The organism is Pseudonocardia kujensis, assembly GCF_021283305.1.
Classification (GTDB): Bacteria; Actinomycetota; Actinomycetes; order Mycobacteriales; family Pseudonocardiaceae; genus Pseudonocardia; species Pseudonocardia kujensis.
Map to the genome: position 1 here is coordinate 198,513 of NZ_JAJSOK010000003.1, position 15,722 is coordinate 214,234.

At 68.2% G+C, this 15,722-nt stretch carries 13 protein-coding genes; all 13 read left to right on the forward strand.

All coding sequences use genetic code 11. The features are described from left to right. Positions 1–112: 112 nt before the first annotated feature. The 13 genes from LWC35_RS03970 to LWC35_RS04030 all read left to right on the forward strand — a co-directional run bounded on the left by LWC35_RS03970 (position 113) and on the right by LWC35_RS04030 (position 15,660). Complete coding sequence (locus LWC35_RS03970; RefSeq protein WP_232868498.1) at positions 113–1,234, forward strand: NDMA-dependent alcohol dehydrogenase; 1,122 nt, start codon at positions 113–115, stop codon at positions 1,232–1,234. A 13-nt stretch (positions 1,235–1,247) separates the two neighbouring features. Further along, positions 1,248–1,571: an EthD family reductase gene (locus LWC35_RS03975; RefSeq protein WP_232868499.1), complete on the forward strand. Its 324-nt coding sequence runs from the start codon at positions 1,248–1,250 to the stop codon at positions 1,569–1,571. Positions 1,572–1,760: 189 nt separating this feature from the next. Further along, entirely contained in the window at positions 1,761–3,230 is a 1,470-nt protein-coding gene (locus tag LWC35_RS03980) for an aldehyde dehydrogenase (protein ID WP_232868500.1), read from the forward strand. A 341-nt stretch (positions 3,231–3,571) separates the two neighbouring features. Then, the gene (locus LWC35_RS03985; protein ID WP_232868501.1) at positions 3,572–5,146 is read left to right on the forward strand and encodes a class I adenylate-forming enzyme family protein; all 1,575 of its coding nucleotides are present in this window, start codon (positions 3,572–3,574) and stop codon (positions 5,144–5,146) included. Between the two features lie 478 nt (positions 5,147–5,624). Further along, positions 5,625–6,257 (forward strand): TetR/AcrR family transcriptional regulator, encoded by a 633-nt coding sequence (locus LWC35_RS03990; protein WP_232868502.1) that lies wholly within the window; start codon positions 5,625–5,627, stop codon positions 6,255–6,257. 78 nt (positions 6,258–6,335) lie between these two features. After that, on the forward strand, positions 6,336–7,094 hold the full coding sequence (locus LWC35_RS03995) for an SDR family NAD(P)-dependent oxidoreductase (protein ID WP_232868503.1): 759 nt from the start codon (positions 6,336–6,338) through the stop codon (positions 7,092–7,094). A gap of 113 nt (positions 7,095–7,207) precedes the next feature. Then, positions 7,208–7,561: a hypothetical protein gene (locus LWC35_RS04000; protein WP_232868504.1), complete on the forward strand. Its 354-nt coding sequence runs from the start codon at positions 7,208–7,210 to the stop codon at positions 7,559–7,561. 223 nt (positions 7,562–7,784) lie between these two features. After that, positions 7,785–9,443, forward strand: coding sequence for an AMP-binding protein (locus LWC35_RS04005; RefSeq protein WP_232868505.1), 1,659 nt, complete (start codon positions 7,785–7,787; stop codon positions 9,441–9,443). Between the two features lie 129 nt (positions 9,444–9,572). Then, complete coding sequence (locus LWC35_RS04010) at positions 9,573–11,492, forward strand: flavin-containing monooxygenase (protein WP_232868506.1); 1,920 nt, start codon at positions 9,573–9,575, stop codon at positions 11,490–11,492. A 116-nt stretch (positions 11,493–11,608) separates the two neighbouring features. Then, positions 11,609–12,085 carry a pyridoxamine 5'-phosphate oxidase family protein gene (locus LWC35_RS04015; RefSeq protein ID WP_232868507.1) on the forward strand — a complete coding sequence of 159 codons (477 nt, stop codon included), beginning with the start codon at positions 11,609–11,611 and terminating at the stop codon, positions 12,083–12,085. Between the two features lie 205 nt (positions 12,086–12,290). Further along, the gene (locus LWC35_RS04020; RefSeq protein ID WP_232868508.1) at positions 12,291–13,652 is read left to right on the forward strand and encodes an MFS transporter; all 1,362 of its coding nucleotides are present in this window, start codon (positions 12,291–12,293) and stop codon (positions 13,650–13,652) included. Beyond that, positions 13,649–14,776 (forward strand): CaiB/BaiF CoA transferase family protein, encoded by a 1,128-nt coding sequence (locus LWC35_RS04025; protein WP_232868509.1) that lies wholly within the window; start codon positions 13,649–13,651, stop codon positions 14,774–14,776. The genes LWC35_RS04020 and LWC35_RS04025 overlap by 4 nt, the downstream gene beginning before the upstream one ends. Continuing rightward, a complete protein-coding gene (locus LWC35_RS04030) occupies positions 14,773–15,660 on the forward strand; it encodes an HpcH/HpaI aldolase family protein (RefSeq protein ID WP_269803524.1) in 888 nt (295 codons plus the stop codon). The genes LWC35_RS04025 and LWC35_RS04030 overlap by 4 nt, the downstream gene beginning before the upstream one ends. Positions 15,661–15,722 lie beyond the last annotated feature (62 nt).

Genomic DNA, 15,722 nt, shown 5'->3' on the forward strand with positions numbered 1-15,722 from the left:
GGGGACAGCAGACACCTTCACAGCATACCGACTAGCTGGTATGTATACGGTGTCATCGCTGACCCGCTGCCCGCTGCTAAGGGCAGCCGCTCACGCTGCAAGGAGGCATTCCGTGAGGACACGAGCTGCAATCATCCGTGAGGCTCCGGGGAAGTTCGAGGTCGTCGACATCGACCTCGACGATCCGCGCCAGGGCGAGATCCGGGTGAAGCTCACCGCGACCGGGCTCTGCCACTCCGACGACCATCTGCAGACCGGCGACCTGCCCGTGGAGCACTACCCGATGGTCGCCGGGCACGAGGGCGCCGGGGTGGTCGAGTCGGTGGGACCGAACACGCCGGGCTGGGAGGTTGGCGATCACGTCATCTTCTCGTTCCTGCCCAGCTGCGGGCGGTGCCGCTGGTGCGCGGAGGGGATGACGAACCTGTGCAACTTCGGCGCTTACACCCTCCGGGGTGCGCGCTGGGACGACCTCGACAGCTTCCGGTTCAGCCTCGACGGGCAGCCTGTCGGCCAGCTCTGCGGGCTCGGAACGTTCGCCGAGCACACCCTGGTCTCAACCCTGTCGGCCATCAAGGTGGACAAAGACCTGCCGCTGGACAAGGCCTGCCTGCTCGGCTGCGGGGTCGGCACCGGCTGGGGATCAGCGGTGTATGCCGGCGAGGTCAAGCCCGGTGAGGTCGTCATCGTGATGGGTACCGGCGGCATCGGGATCAACGCCGTGCAGGGCGCCGCCCACGCCGGCGCCAGCACAGTGATCGCCGTGGATCCGGTCCCGCTCAAGCGCGAGATCGCCGAGCAGGTCGGCGCCACACACTCGTTCGCCACCATCGAGGAGGCCGACGAGTTCGCCAAGTCGATCACCGAGTGGCAGGGGGCCGACAAGGCGATCGTCACGGTCGGGGTCACCACCGGGGAGCACGTCGCCCAGGCCTTTCAGGCGATCCGGAAGGCCGGCACCGTTGTCATCACCGGCATCGGCGACATGAACGACACGAAGGGCATCCCGATCAACCCCTGGCAGATCACGATGCTGCAGAAGCGCATCCAGGGCGCGCTGTTCGGGGCGAGTAACCCCGCCGCGGACATCCCGCGTCAGGTGCGGATGTACCGCGACGGGCAGCTCAAGCTCGACGAGCTGATCACCAAGACCTACCGGCTCGACGACATCGTGACCGCCTACGAGGACATGCACGCTGGCAAGAACATGCGCGGCGTCATCCTCTTCGACTGAGCAGGACGGCCATATGTACCAGCTGACCGCCGTATACGCCCACCCGGGCGACCCCGAGGCGTTCGTCGCGCACTACCGCGACAAGCACGCCAAGATCGCAGCTCAGCTTCCCGATGTCCGGTTCTACGACTGGCACGTCTGCGAGAGCCTCGACGGATCCACCCCGGCGTACTTCCTCGCCGCCATCGTCCAGTGGGACAGCAAGGAGGCCGCGGTCGCGTCCCTAGGTTCCGGGGTCGGTCAGCAAGCGGTCGCCGACATGGCGAACTTCGCCGAGGCCGGGTGCGAGATGCACTTCGGCGAAGTCACGGTCGTTGTGCCGGCGACGAACGCCTGATAGGGCTGCCGGCCGGCGCATCTCGGGCCCGGACCGGGGTGGGGCGCCTTCTGGCGGCTCCACCCCGGTGTGCCTCCGGTCGGCCACGGCTTGTCTGTCCACCGCCGAGCCGAGGCAAGCAGCGGAGCAGGCCCTCGGCTGGAGCCCACGATCGACTCAACCATCAGCCAACGCGCAGGAGGTTCGACTGTGACATCCATCCTCAAGCTCGATCAGGAGCTGGATCGACACCAGTTCTTCATCAACGGCGAGTGGGCGGAGCCCAGCGCGGGGAAGATCCATCAGGTCGTCGAGGCGGCCACCGGCGAGGTGCTCGCGAGCGCCTCTCTGGGGACGTCGGAGGACATCGACCGGGCGGTACGGGCGGCTCGCCACGCTCTCGACCACGGTCCATGGGGACGCACGGAGCCGGCCGAGCGGGCTGCCGCCATGCGTCGTTTCGCCACCGCTCTCGAGGCCCGCGCGGATGCCACCTCCACCCTCGTCAGCCGAGAGAACGGGATGCCGATCACGCTGTCCCACGCGTTCAACGGCGCAGCACCCGCCGCACTGCTACGGATGTACGCCGATCTCGCCGAGACGCTCGCGGTGGAGGCACCCAGGCCCAGTGCCTCGGGAACGACTTTCGTCAGGCGCGAGCCCGTAGGCGTCGTCGGAGCGATCACCCCGTGGAACTACCCCCAGGCCGTCGCGATCTACAAGATCGGACCGGCCCTGGCAGCGGGTTGCACGGTCGTCCTCAAGCACTCGCCGGACACCGCGCTGGATTCGTACGTGCTCGGCGAGGCAGCGGCGGAAGCAGAGCTTCCGCCCGGGGTGCTCAACATCGTGCTCGCCGACCGGGACGAGGGCCATTCCCTGGTCACGCACCCACTCGTCGACAAGATCGCCTTCACCGGCTCGACGGCCGCGGGGCGGATCATCGGCGCGGAATGCGGCAGGCTCGTCCGCCGCTGCACATTGGAGCTTGGTGGCAAGTCGGCGGCGATCTTCTGCGACGACGGAGACATCGACACCCTCCTCGCCGGTATCGGCAACGCGTCGTTTATGAACAACAGCCAGACCTGCACGACCCAGTCCCGCATCCTCGTGTCGCGGCAGCGCTACGACGAGGTCGTCGAGGCTGTCGCGGAGTATGCGCGTGACCTCGTCGTCGGCGACCCCCTCGACGAGAACACGGCCTGTGGGCCGATGGCGACCCAGCACCATCTCGCGCGCGTCATGGGGTACATCGAGATCGGCAAGAGCTCCGCAGCCCGACTAGTCGCCGGCGGCGGGCGCCCCAAGGACGCGGATCGCGGATGGTTCGTCGAGCCGACCGTGTTCGCCGACGTCGACAACGACGATCAGCTCGCCCGCGAGGAGATCTTCGGTCCGGTCATGGCGATCATCCCCTTCCAGGACGACGCCGACGCGGTACGGATCGCCAACGACTCCAACTACGGCCTCGGCGGCTCCGTCTGGTCACAGGACGCCGACCGCGCATTGGCGATTGCGCGGCAGGTGCGGACCGGGACCGTCGGCGTCAACAGCTACAACATCGACCTGGGAGCCCCGTTCGGCGGCATGAAGGACTCAGGTATTGGCCGAGAGCTAGGGCCTGAGGCAATCGACGCGTACCTCGAGTACAAGTCGATCTACACCACGCTCCCCTCCTGACCCGCAGGCCGGCTCGAGCGGCCGTTCCGACCCGAGACCGGGTGATTCACTGTTGAACCGCCCGTTCAGCATCGCAGATCCGTAGCAAACTGAGCGGGGAGTTGGCGTACTCCGGCGCTTGCCGTCACCAGGTAAGCAGGCACCTGAGTCGGGCTGCTTCGACGGGAGTTGCGGCCCGTGCTGCCGCAACAGAAGATCGGGACCGACAGTAGTGACCCTTGGCGCGGGGACAACAACCAGATCTCGCTCGCCTGTGCAGCACTGACACCAAGAGCAATTGCGCGGTCTGGCCTTGGTTCACCTACTGTCAGTTCCCTCGCGCACCAAGGAAAGAGTTAAGAATGAGCGACAGGGTAACCGCAACCCTCACTAGTAGCTACGAGCGCGGGTACGAGTCATTCGCGGAGTTTTCCGCAGTAGCCGGAAGTGAAGGCTCTATGAGCTATGCGGAGCTCGGAGAGGCTGCCCGACACTTTGCGGGTGGCCTCTCCGAGCTCGGAGCCCGCCCGGGCGACCGGGTCATTGTCCTGTCCGCGAACCGCCCTGAAACATTCGTGGTTGATCACGGAATTGCGGCAGGCGGTTTTGTTCGTGTGCCGCTGTCGACTCGATTACACGCTCGGGAGATCGCCGGTATCGCCCGCGACTGTGAGCCCAGCGTTCTCGTCGTCGACGCCGAACGTCAGGCCGAGGTCGTCAATGCGCTGAAAGACGTCGACCTTAGGACGACGGTAGTTGCACTCGACCCTGGCGCGGGTGATGCGCACGCCTCCTACAGCGACCTTCTCGGAGCGTCGGCCGTCGAACCGGTCCGCCCGAAGCCCGAGGATCTGGCGTGGCTTCCATACACTTCGGGAACGACGGGGGAGCCGAAGGGTGTGATGCTCAGCCACCGCGCCGTTCTGGCCTGCGCACGCAACTTGATGGCGGAGCTCCCGGCAATCGAGACTGACGATGTCGTGCTGCACGTGGCCCCACTCAGCCACCTGTCCGGCTACACCGGTGTTGCGTACACCCTGCGAGGCGCTAGCCAGGTGGCAATGCGCTCGTTCAAGCCCGAGGCGACCCTCGCTGCGATCGCCGAGCACAGGGTCACTGTCCTGCCGATGGTGCCCACCATGCTCAACATGTTGCTTCCGGCCCTGGATAAGGGCCACTGGGACACCAGCTCGCTGCACACGATTGTCTACGCAGGATCGGCGATCGCTCCCGCCCGTCTCGCTCGCCTGGTGGGGCACCTGGGTGAGGTCTTCGTGCAAGCCTACGGCCTATCTGAGATCCCGTTCCCGATCGCGTCACTGTCCAAGCACTCTCACCGGTTCGACATCCAACAGGCTCTGCCAGCGCGGCTCGGATCAGCCGGCCGCGTCAGCCCCTTTGTTGAGATCCGAATCGTCGGACCGGACAATGAGGCAGTCCCGCCTGGCGAGCGGGGCGAGATTCACGCGCGAAGTGACACCGCCATGTCCGGTTACTGGAATCGCGCTAAAGCCACTGCAGATACCCTTCTCGAGGGCGGCTGGGTCGCCACTGGCGACGTCGGCCGACTCGAGGATGGATATCTACACATCGTCGATCGAAAGAAGGACATGATCGTCTCGGGTGGGTTCAACGTCTTCCCGGCCGAGATCGAGAGCGCCATTTCTACGCTCGACTCAGTAGCCGAGGTCGCAGTCATCGGAGTTCCGGACCCACGTTGGGGCGAGACCGTGAAGGCCCTCGTCGTGCCCGAGAAGGGTAAGAGCGTCACAATCGAGGATGTAGACCGCGTCTGCCGTGAACGTATTGCTGCTTACAAACGGCCACGGTCAATTGAGTTTATCGACCAGCTTCCGAAGACGGGGTCCGGAAAGATTCAACGGCATGAGCTGCGCCGCCAGTATTGGGAGGGTAGTGACCGCCTCGTCGGCGGATGAGGACGTCTGGCAGGGGCCCGGGTCCCGGCAGCTTGCACGAACGATCGGCCTTCTCTTCCCGCCATGCTTTTCACGTGCCTGGTCGGGCTGTGGGGCGATCGTGGCCTCCAGCCCGGCCGGCTCCGGATGGGAGAACAGGCCATTGGGCGAATGGGTGAACGACGTCTGAGCTGCCTTGCGCAAGGGGCCCACTGCCGTCCACTGACCAAGGTGGTGTGCCACAGCCCGGTGACGGGCGAGACGTCGTGTAGGGCGGCCACCGCGTGATCTGTAGGTGTGCCCCGGCAGCGGTCTCCGGCGGGGAGCGCAGGCTCGGCGGCGGCGCCTAGGACTGATTCTTGCGTGGCCTGGCCGCCGCGCGGTCCAGTAGGACACCGGTGCCGGGGACCCCGCAAGTCGGCATCCCGTCGCAGGGACCAGATACCATCTGGTCGGAAGGCCTGAGGGAGGCTGACCATCTGACCCCTAGGAGTGCGTTGTGCCGCGCAAGCCGCCTCAACGGAGCTACGCCCCGGAGGAGACCCGGCGTCTCCTGGTCGAGGCTGCGCTGGACCTCTTCGCGGAGAAGGGCTTCAGCCGTGCGTCGATGCAGGAGGTGGTGCAGCGGGCCGGCGTGACGAAGGGCGCGTTCTATCACCACTTCGCCACTAAGGACGACGTGCTGCACCTGATCCACGACGAGTTCATCGACCGAGCTCTCGAGGCGCAGGAACGGGCGCTGGCCAGCCACGACTCGCCGACCGAGCAACTGGCGAGGATGGCGTTCGACACCACGATGATCTGCATCACCTACCAGAAGCACGTGATGGTGTTCTTCCGCGAGCTACATGTCCTCACCGGCGAGGTGCGGGCGGCGATCCTGGAGAAGCGTCGGCGGTCGACCTCGCTGTTCGAGGACACGGTGCGACGCGGTATCGACAGTGGAGAGTTCGACCGGGACCTCGATCCGACTGTCACGGCGTTGGGGCTGCTCGGCATGTGGGTGTGGTCGTATCAGTGGTACCGCCCCGAAGGCCAGCGCACCCCGACAGAGATCGCCAAGCAGTTCGCCACGATGACCTTGCAGAGCGTCGGCGTGACACAGGTCGCATCCGCCGTCCTGTCGAGCTGATCGGCACTCCCCTCTGGCGGTCGAAGGGGAAGTGCGGTAACTATTGCATTCCGACCGGATGGAATGGAGCGGACAACGATGACCACTCTGAACGGAAAAGTTGCCCTCGTAACCGGGGCTGTGGGCGGCATCGGTCAGGCCATCTGCGCTGCCCTGCGAGACACAGGAGCGCGCCTGGCCCTCGCCGACCTGGACAAGACTGCCCTCGATGAGACCGTAGACGGCCTCGGGCCGGGCGCCGACGCCGCCGCCTTCGACGTCGACCTAGCCGACGACGAGCAGACCACCGCGCTGCCCGACCGGGTCCGCCGACACTTCGGCGGTCTGGACGTCGTGGTCAACAACGCTGGTGTGCGCCCGATCGCCCCACTGCTCGAGCTCTCGCCGGCGGAGTGGCGCAAGACCCTCGACATCGACCTCACAGCCCCCTTCGTCCTGGCCAGGGCCGCGATCCCGGGCATGCTGGAGCAGGGGCGCGGCAAGATCATCAACATCGCGTCGATGGCCGGGCAGCTCGCCTTCCAGGATCGCGCCGCGTACTGCGCGGCGAAAGCCGGGCTGATCATGCTGACGAAAACGATCACGCTCGAGTACGGCGCGCGTGGCATCTGGTGCAACGCGGTGGCGCCCGGTGTCGTGGAGACCCCCATGACCAGGGCCTACTTCCGGTCCGAGCAGATGAGGGCGTCTATTCGCGCGAACGCCCCGATGGAGCGCTGGGCACAGCCGGAGGAGATCGCTCGGCCGGTCGTGTTTCTCAGTGGCACCGACTCCGACTACGTCAACGGGACGACCCTGTTCGTCGACGGCGGATGGACCGCGGGGAAGGGTTACTGAGCACTATGGGATGCCCGGACCCCCTCGCGGCTGTCGCCGCTCAGCTTGGAGTGCCACTGCCGGAGGGTGCCGATCACGTGCACCGGTTGCGGCTGGCCGGCGCCGTCCTGGGCGTGGTCGAGACGATCGCCATGGGGCATGCTGCGGCCCTGGCCGGCCGCGGCCAGCACGATTCGGTAGGCGAGCTCGACGCGGCGGCATTCGCGACCGCCCAGATCGGGCCCGACGCCGCGACCGGTGAGCTGTGGAGCATCTGGTCATTGAGCCGCTCGCGGGCACACGTGACCGCGATGCTGCAAGCTGGGACCAGCGCCGATGTTCTGGCGGCAGCAGCCCTGCTCGACGCCGGACATGCGGCACTCTCGGCGGCCGCGCACGAACATCTCGGAGATCAGGACGCGGCCAGCGCCTGCCGGCAGCGCGCTCTGGAACACACACAGGTCGCTCATTCCACGCTCACGCCCTGAGTAGGGAGTTGCGAAGGCACGGTTCGGTCAGACCTCGGCGAGGTCATGGGCTCGTCGCCGGTCCCCAACACAGCCCTGGCACGACGTCGTTGCGACCGGAGGGCGCCATCAGGAACACCGGCGCCGAGCAGACAGACCCAACCCTTGCCTCATCGCAAACCACGGATTACATTCCAACTGGTCGGATTGTCATAGGCGACGATACCGCTGTGAGGAGACCCGGATGACGGTGACGATGGACGGTGCAACTCCCGGATCGGGCATCACGTCCGGCTGGCTGGCCGCGGTGCCGTTCGAGGAGCGGACGGTGGGCCGGGTGCTGGAGCGGGCCGCGGCGGCTCGTCCGGACGAGGTGCTGTTCCTCTTCGAGCGGCGCGCGTACACCGTCCGCGAGGTCGACGCGCAGGTCGACTTGCTCGCGCGGAACCTGCACGCCGCCGGCGTCGGCCCGGGCACCCGGGTCGCCCTGTTGATGGCGACTAGCCCGGAGTACCTCTACGGATGGCTGGCGTTGGCGAAGATCGGCGCGGTCGAGGTGCCGATCAACACCGCCTACCGCGGCGAGCTGCTCCGCTACCAGTTGGATAAGGCGAAGGTGTCGCTGGCGATCGTCGACCGGGGTGCGCTGCTCGACGCCGTCGAGGCCGTGCGCGGCGACGTCCCTTCACTGACGGGGGTGCTGAGCTTCCCGGGAACGTACTCCGACCTATTGGGTACGCCCGACGACGCTCACCTCGCAACCGACGAGGCCCCCGCGTGGGGGGATGGTCCCGCGCCCGGGGACATCGCCTGCGTGCTGTATACCTCGGGCACCACCGGGCCGTCCAAGGGTGTGCTGCTCAGCCACCACCAGCAGGTCGCCTTCGGGCACTTCTTCGCCGAGATCACCGGCCTGGGCCCCGACGACGTGCTGCTGAACTACTCCCCGTTCTTCCACATCTCGGGCAAGTTCGCCACGCTCGGCTGTCTGCTCACCGGAGCCCGGATGGTGCTGCGGTCGCGGCTGTCGATCGAGCGGTTCTGGGACGAGACGCGTGAGTTCGGTATCACTGTCTTCGTCGCGATCGGCGGTGTGTGCCACATGCTCAGCGGCTGTGCACCGCGCGAGGACGACGCGGACAACCCCGTCCGCGTGGTGTACGCGGTGCCCGCGCCGGCGGAGATCTACCACGACTTCGAGAAGCGCTTCGGACTCAAGATCGTAGAGGCCTACGGGTCGACCGAGACCAACCTCATCGTGAACTCCTCGCTGGAGGAGTCGCTGCCGGGAGCATGTGGCCGGCCGAATCCGATCTTCGATGTGCGGATCGTGGACGACGAGGGCCATGAGGTCCCCGACGGGGTCTCCGGCGAGGTGGTGGTGAGCTCCCCGGACCCGCTGCTTCTGTCGGCCGGCTACGACGGCATGCCGGAGGCGACCGCGGAGGCGTGGCGAGGCGGTCGGTTCCACACCGGCGACCGGGCCGTGCGGGACGAGACCGGAGCGCTGTGGTTCAAGGATCGGATCAAGGACTCCATCCGCCGCCGCGGCGAGAACATCTCCTCCTACGAAGTCGAACGCCTGGTCAACAGCCACCCCGCCGTCGCCGAGTCCGCCGCGGTGGGGGCACCCTCCGAACTCGGCGAGGAAGAAGTCCGGGTGGTGGTCGTGCTCCGGGACGGCGCCGCGGTGACCCCGGAGGACTTGTTCCTGCACTACGCCGAGTCGATGCCCTACCACATGGTCCCGCGCTTCATCGACATCGTCCACGAGCTACCGCGCACTCCGACCGACAAGGTCGAGAAGTACAAGCTGCGCACTGCCGGGGTCGGCCCGAACACGTGGGACAGCACCTCCGCCGGGTGGCGGATGACCCGCACCGGGCCGACCAGAACGGCCTGACCCGCCAAGACCTACACGGGAACGGCGCCTCCCCGTGGCGCTGCTCCGCGACCCGACGATCGCCGTCCGCGCCCGACGCGGCAACCACCGCGAGCCGCTCGCTCGCCCCGGAGGAATGACGTGCACCTGATGTCCACCCCCCGACGTCCGCTCGACGAGCACCGGCTGCGGCAGGCCGTGCACGCTGCCAATCTGCCGACACTGGCCATGGTCACCTTCCAGCTGACTGGTGACCACCGCTGGCTCGACGCGCCGTACCGGCCGGTGCGCAGCAGCGGGCTCGGGCCCAATGACTCCGGTGGGTTGGACGCGGCCGCGGCCACCGAGCTGCGCGCCGCCGCGGTCGAGGCGATCACGCACTGGTCCCGCGGGGCGGAGCCCGCCGTGCCCAACCCCGAACGGGACTTGCTGCGGCGGATGCTCTCCACCGCCATGGGCGAGGCGGTACCCGACGAGTACGAGCAGCTCATGCGCGAGGAGATGGGCTTCGAACCCGACCCCGGACCCGCCGCTGTGGCGCCAGCCGTGATCGCCGAGCGCGATCTCTCCGTCGTCATCATCGGCGCCGGGATCTCCGGGCTCATCGCCGGCCTGCGCCTGCAACAAGCCGGCGTGCCCTTCACCATCCTCGAACGCAATAATGAGGTCGGGGGTGTGTGGCTGACCAACACCTATCCCGGGGCCGGGGTCGACACCCCCAGCTACCTTTACTCGTTTTCGTTCTTCCCGCGGAACTGGTCCACCCACTTCGGCAAGCGCGACGAGATGGCCGCCTACACCGCCGAGATGGCCGATCACTTCGACCTGCGCCGGCACATCGAGTTCGGGGTGTCGGTCGACTCCGCGACCTGGGACGAGCACCTGCAGCGCTGGACGGTCGCGGCGGGCTCGCGGTCCTGGAGCGCCTCGGCCGTGATCAGCGCCGTCGGGCTGTTCAACACCCCCAAGATCCCCAACCTGCCGGGCATGGGCTCCTTCGCGGGACCGATCTTCCACACCGCGCAGTGGCCCGCCGACTTGGACGTCACCGGCAAGCGGGTCGCCGTCGTCGGCACCGGCGCCAGCGCCATGCAGGTCGTGCCGGCGATCGCCGAGCGCACCGCCCACCTGGCCGTGTTCCAGCGCTCCCCGCAGTGGATCGCCCCGAACGCGGAGTACTTCAAGACGGTCGACGAGGACGTGCACTGGCTGATGGAGCACGTGCCCTACTACCACGCCTGGTACCGGTTCCGGCTGGCCTGGGTGTTCAACGACCGGGTGCACGCCGCGCTGCAGATCGACGAGAACTGGGAGCACCCGGAGCGCTCGCTCAACGCCGTCAACGACGGCCACCGGCGCTTCTTCACCCGCTATCTGCAGGAGCAGCTCGACGGCCGGCCCGACCTGGTGGAGAAGTGCCTGCCGGACTACCCGCCTTTCGGCAAGCGGATGCTTCTGGACAACGGCTGGTTCGCCGCGCTGCGTCGGGACGACGTCGAGCTGGTCACCGACGGCGTCGCCCGGATCACCGAGACCGGGGTGGTGACCGATGCGGGCGAGCACTACGACGCCGACGTCGTCGTGCTCTCCACGGGCTTCGACGCCCAGCGTTACCTGCCTGGCATCGAGGTCCGCGGCCGCGGCGAGCAGTGCTTGCGCGAGGTCTGGGGCGAGGACGACGCCGCCGCGCACCTGGGCATCACGGTGCCGGGCTTCCCGAACCTGTTCCTGATGTACGGTCCGAACACCAACTCCGGCGCCGGCGGCAGCTTCATCTTCGTGGCTGAGGCCCAGGGCCGCTACATCGTCGACCTCATCACGACCATGGCCCGCGATGGCATCGGCGCACTCGAGTGCCGGCCCGAGGCGCTGCAGCGTTGGGTGGCCGAGGTCGACACCCGCCACCAACGGATGGTGTGGAGTCACCCGGGCATGACAACTTATTACCGCAACTCCCGTGGTCGTGTCGTCACCAACTCCCCCTACCGGGTCGTCGACTACTGGGCCATGACCCACGACCCGGACCTCGCCGACTTTCACGCCACGCCGGTCCGGGCCCGGGCAGCATGAACATGACCGCTCCGCTGGTCAGCGCGCGAACCTGCACTTTGTCGGGGAGACGCCTACACCGCCGAGGCCCGGCAGGGAACGTGGCGATGGACCATCTAACAATCAAGGAGGCGGCCGTGTCGCGCCGTGACGGAATCATGATGACCCCCGCCGAGATCGCGGCCTTTCTCGACACGGAGAAGACCGTCATTCTTGGGGTCCCGGGCCCCGAGGTGCCCCACCTGACCGCGATGTGGTTTGTCCGACGTGGATCCGACCTGCTCCTGTGGACCCATGCTCGCAGCCAGAAGGCCGTCTCCGCCAGGCGCCACGGCCGCGCGAGCGTCCTCGTCGAGAGCGGGACGACCTACGAGACGCTGCGTGGGATATCCGCCGACTGCGACGTGAAGATCGTCGACGACGCGGACGAGGTGCTCGCGATCGGCGCTGCGCTCGCCGACCGGTACGGGTCGGCCATGCTCACCGCCGACACTGCCGACGGCAAAGCCGCGCAGCTACGAGCGACCGGTCGCCGCCGGATCGGGCTGGTCCTGCACCCGACCCGCTACCGCACCTGGGACCACCACAAACTCGGCGCCGCGAGTTCGGGATAGGCACGAACCATCAGGACGGGAGCCCGCGACCCGACCGACGCTGGCGCGCGGATGTGCCCGGCGGGGAAACCACCACCAGCGTCTTGTCTACGCCCAAGTGCGCTGCCGCCCCACGTCCGTCGGCGGGCGGTAACCCGGCGCTGGCCCGCGCGGCCAGACCGCACGCACGATCAGCGACGATCACCCACCTGGAGACCCGAGACCCATGTCCCTGCGGAAGATCCTGCTCGTCGCCGGCACCGGCTCGGCGATCGACTGGTACGACTTCTTCATCTACGGCACCGCGGCCGCGTTGGTGTTCAACAAGCTGTTCTTTCCGGCCAGTGACCCGCTGGTGGGCACGCTGCTGGCGTTCACCACTTTCGCCGTCGGGTTCGCCGCCCGCCCCGTCGGTGGCGCGATCTTCGGGCACGTCGGTGACAAGATCGGACGCAAGCCCGCCCTGGTCACCACGCTGTTCATGATGGGGATCTCAACGACCCTCATCGGCGTGCTGCCCAGCTACGACACCATCGGCGTCGCCGCCCCGATCACCTTGGTGGTGCTGCGGCTGCTGCAGGGCATCGCCGTGGGTGGCCAGTGGGCGGGCGGCGCACTCATCGCCACCGAGAACGCCCCGCCGGACAAGCGCGGCCTCTATGGCAGCTTCGCGCAGATCGGCGTGTCCGCCGGGCTGTTTCTGTCCACCGGCGTGTTTCTCCTCGTCGGGGCCGTCATGAGCGAGGAGGCGTTCGGGTCCTGGGGCTGGCGGCTGCCGTTCCTGTTCAGCGTCGTCCTGGTCGGCATCGCCTTCTACGCCCAGTTCACCCTCGAAGAGACCGCGCCGATGAAGAAGGTCCAGGACGAGGGCAAGCAGTCCCGCTCCCCGGTCCTGGACGTGCTGGCGCACAACTGGCGCACCGTGCTGCTCGGCACCGGCTCCATCGTGGTGATCGGCACCAGCTTCTACTTGTTCGGCACCTACTTCCTCTCCTACGGCACCACCGTGCTCAAGCTGCCGCGCGCCCTGCTGCTAAACGGAGTGCTGATCGGCGCCGCCCTGCAGTTCGTCGCGATCCCGCTGTGCGGCGCTCTGTCCGACCGCGTCGGCCGGCGCACCGTCTACCTGGTCGGCGCTGCCGCTCTCGCGGTGTGGGTGTGGCCGGCGTTCCTGCTGCTCGGCAGCAGCAACCCCGCTGGCGTGATCGCCGCGATCGCTGTGGGCGAGGTCTTGGTCGCGCTGGTCTACGGACCCCAGGCCGCACTGTTCGCCGAGCTGTTCACCGCACGGGTGCGCTACTCGGGAGCGTCTCTGGGTTACCAGATCGGAACCCTCGTCGGCGGCGCGCTGACCCCGCTGATCGCGACGGCCCTCTACGCGCAGTGGCGCAGCTTCGTGCCCGTTGCCGGCTGGGTGGTCCTTACCGCCGTAGCCTCGTTCGTCTCGGTCGTCGTCATGTCTGAGACGGCTCGAAGCCAACTCGACGACGGCGCCCCGACCATAGACGTCCCTACGACCGGCCCCGCGGACCAGACCCTCGACAAGGCCGCTGCTGCAGCGGACGTGCGCAACACGGAGCCCGCATGACCCCCCGGCAGAGCTCTCGGCAGGGCCCCCTGGCCGGGTTGAGGGTGGTCGAGCTCGGCGGTATCGGGCCCGTGCCGCATGCAGCCATGGTGCTCGGTGATCTCGGTGCCGACGTCGTGCGCATCCAGCGACCGGACGGCTTCCAGCTGACCGACCCGACCCGTGACCATTTGCTGCGCAGCCGCCGCAACCACGCCTTGGACCTGAAGAACCCGGCCGATTGCGACAGCGTCCGCAAGCTCGTGGCCCACGCTGACGTCCTCCTCGAGGGGTTCCGTCCCGGCGTCGCCGAACGTCTCGGGCTCGGCCCCGACGAGCTGACCGTACACAACCCGCGGCTGATCTATGGGCGGATGACCGGCTGGGGCCAGGACGGTCCGCTGGCCGCCGCGGCCGGCCACGACATCAACTACATCGCCCTCAACGGCACCCTGCACGCTATGGGCCCGCACGACGGCCCCCCGGCAGCTCCGCTGAACCTGGTCGGAGACTTCGGCGGCGGCTCGATGCTGCTGCTCACCGGGGTGCTGGCCGCCCTGTGGGAACGGGAGCGCTCCGGGCGCGGACAGGTCATCGACGCCGCCATGCTCGACGGGTCCGCGCTGCTGATGCAGTCGATCTGGGCCTGGCGCGGGATCGGGAGCTGGAGCGACGAGCGGGGCCAGAACCTGCTCGACGGGGGTGCCCCGTTCTACCGCAGCTACCGCTGCGCCGACGGCGGCTACGTCGCGGTCGGCGCAATCGAGCCCCAGTTTTACGCCGAGCTGCTCAAAGGACTCGGCCTGCTCGGCGAAGAGCTGCCCGACCAAAACGACTGCACCGGCTGGCCCACCCTGACCGACCGCTTCGCCCGCGAGTTCGCTTCGCGCTCGCGCGACGATTGGGCGGCAGTGTTTGCTGAGCTCGACGCCTGCGTGACCCCCGTGCTCTCCTTCGCCGAAGCGGCCCAGCATCCCCATGCCCGGGCCCGCGGGACCTTCCTCGATCTACACGGCGTCACCCAGCCCGCCCCCGCGCCCCGCTTCTCCCGCAGCGCAGCCGCGACGCCCGCGCCCCCACAGCACCCCAGCCCCGTCGAGGAGACGCTGCGGCGCTGGACCCGATCCTCACGGGGAACTGTATGAGCACAAGCCCGCTCCCCGATCGGCAGGAACGGTCGGGCCCGAGCGAAGACGGCACCGGGTCGCCGTGCGACGCCGGGTTCGTCCGGCCCCGCCCTCCCTCCACGCTCAGCGCAGCGCTCGACGAGCGCGGCCACGCCGTGGGGACCTGGGTACAGATGAACTCCCCGGAAACCGGGGAGCTCGCCGCCGCGGCCGGCTTCGACTTCGTCATCATCGACATGGAGCACGGCACCCTCGATCTGCCAGACGCCGCACATGCCGTACGCGCGGTCCAGGGCCGCGGCGCCGACGCGATCGTGCGCGTCCCGTCCACCGACCCGACGATGATCGCCCGAGTGCTCGACGTGGGCACCCGAGGCGTGCTGATACCCGGCATCCACTCCGCGCAGGCCGCAGCCCGTGGCGCCGCCGCAGCCCACTACGCCCCCCGCGGGGAGCGCGGGGCCTGCCCCTGCGTACCCGGCTTCGACCACGGCCTGTTGCCCTGGGACCGGGCACGACAGCACGCCGACGCCACCCACGTCTGGCTGTTGATCGAACACCCCGACGCTATCGCCGACATCGACCTTCTGGCCGCCGCCTCCGCCGCGGCCGGGGCGACCGCGCTGGTCCTCGGTCCCTTTGACCTCGCCGTCGCCATGGGGTACGAGGGGGACCACTGCCATCCGGCCGTACGCGGCGCGCTCGAGCAGACCATCAAAGCCGCTCACCGCGCCGGGCTCGACTGCGTCGCCGTAACGCTTGAAGACCACGCGCACGCCAGCGCCGCAGCGGTAGCGAGCTGGCGGGCGGCCGGGTGTCGCATCGCCACCGCGCTGCTCGACCGCTACGCCCTCGGCCACGCCTACCGCACGACCCTTCGGGAGATCTCCCGACTTGATTGACCAGCGCGCCCCGCAGTATCCGATCAGGAGTATCCGGTCAGGCGGGGGACCGCACCGGGGCG

Bases quoted from the DNA above. Each gene is read 5' to 3' on its own strand.
- LWC35_RS03975 (WP_232868499.1), top strand. From the start codon at position 1,248: ATGTACCAGCTGACCGCCGTATACGCCCACCCGGGCGACCCCGAGGCG.
- LWC35_RS04010 (WP_232868506.1), top strand. From the start codon at position 9,573: ATGTCCACCCCCCGACGTCCGCTCGACGAGCACCGGCTGCGGCAGGCC.
- LWC35_RS04005 (WP_232868505.1), top strand. From the start codon at position 7,785: ATGACGGTGACGATGGACGGTGCAACTCCCGGATCGGGCATCACGTCC.
- LWC35_RS04020 (WP_232868508.1), top strand. From the start codon at position 12,291: ATGTCCCTGCGGAAGATCCTGCTCGTCGCCGGCACCGGCTCGGCGATC.
- LWC35_RS03995 (WP_232868503.1), top strand. From the start codon at position 6,336: ATGACCACTCTGAACGGAAAAGTTGCCCTCGTAACCGGGGCTGTGGGC.
- LWC35_RS04025 (WP_232868509.1), top strand. From the start codon at position 13,649: ATGACCCCCCGGCAGAGCTCTCGGCAGGGCCCCCTGGCCGGGTTGAGG.
- LWC35_RS04030 (WP_269803524.1), top strand. From the start codon at position 14,773: ATGAGCACAAGCCCGCTCCCCGATCGGCAGGAACGGTCGGGCCCGAGC.
- LWC35_RS03985 (WP_232868501.1), top strand. From the start codon at position 3,572: ATGAGCGACAGGGTAACCGCAACCCTCACTAGTAGCTACGAGCGCGGG.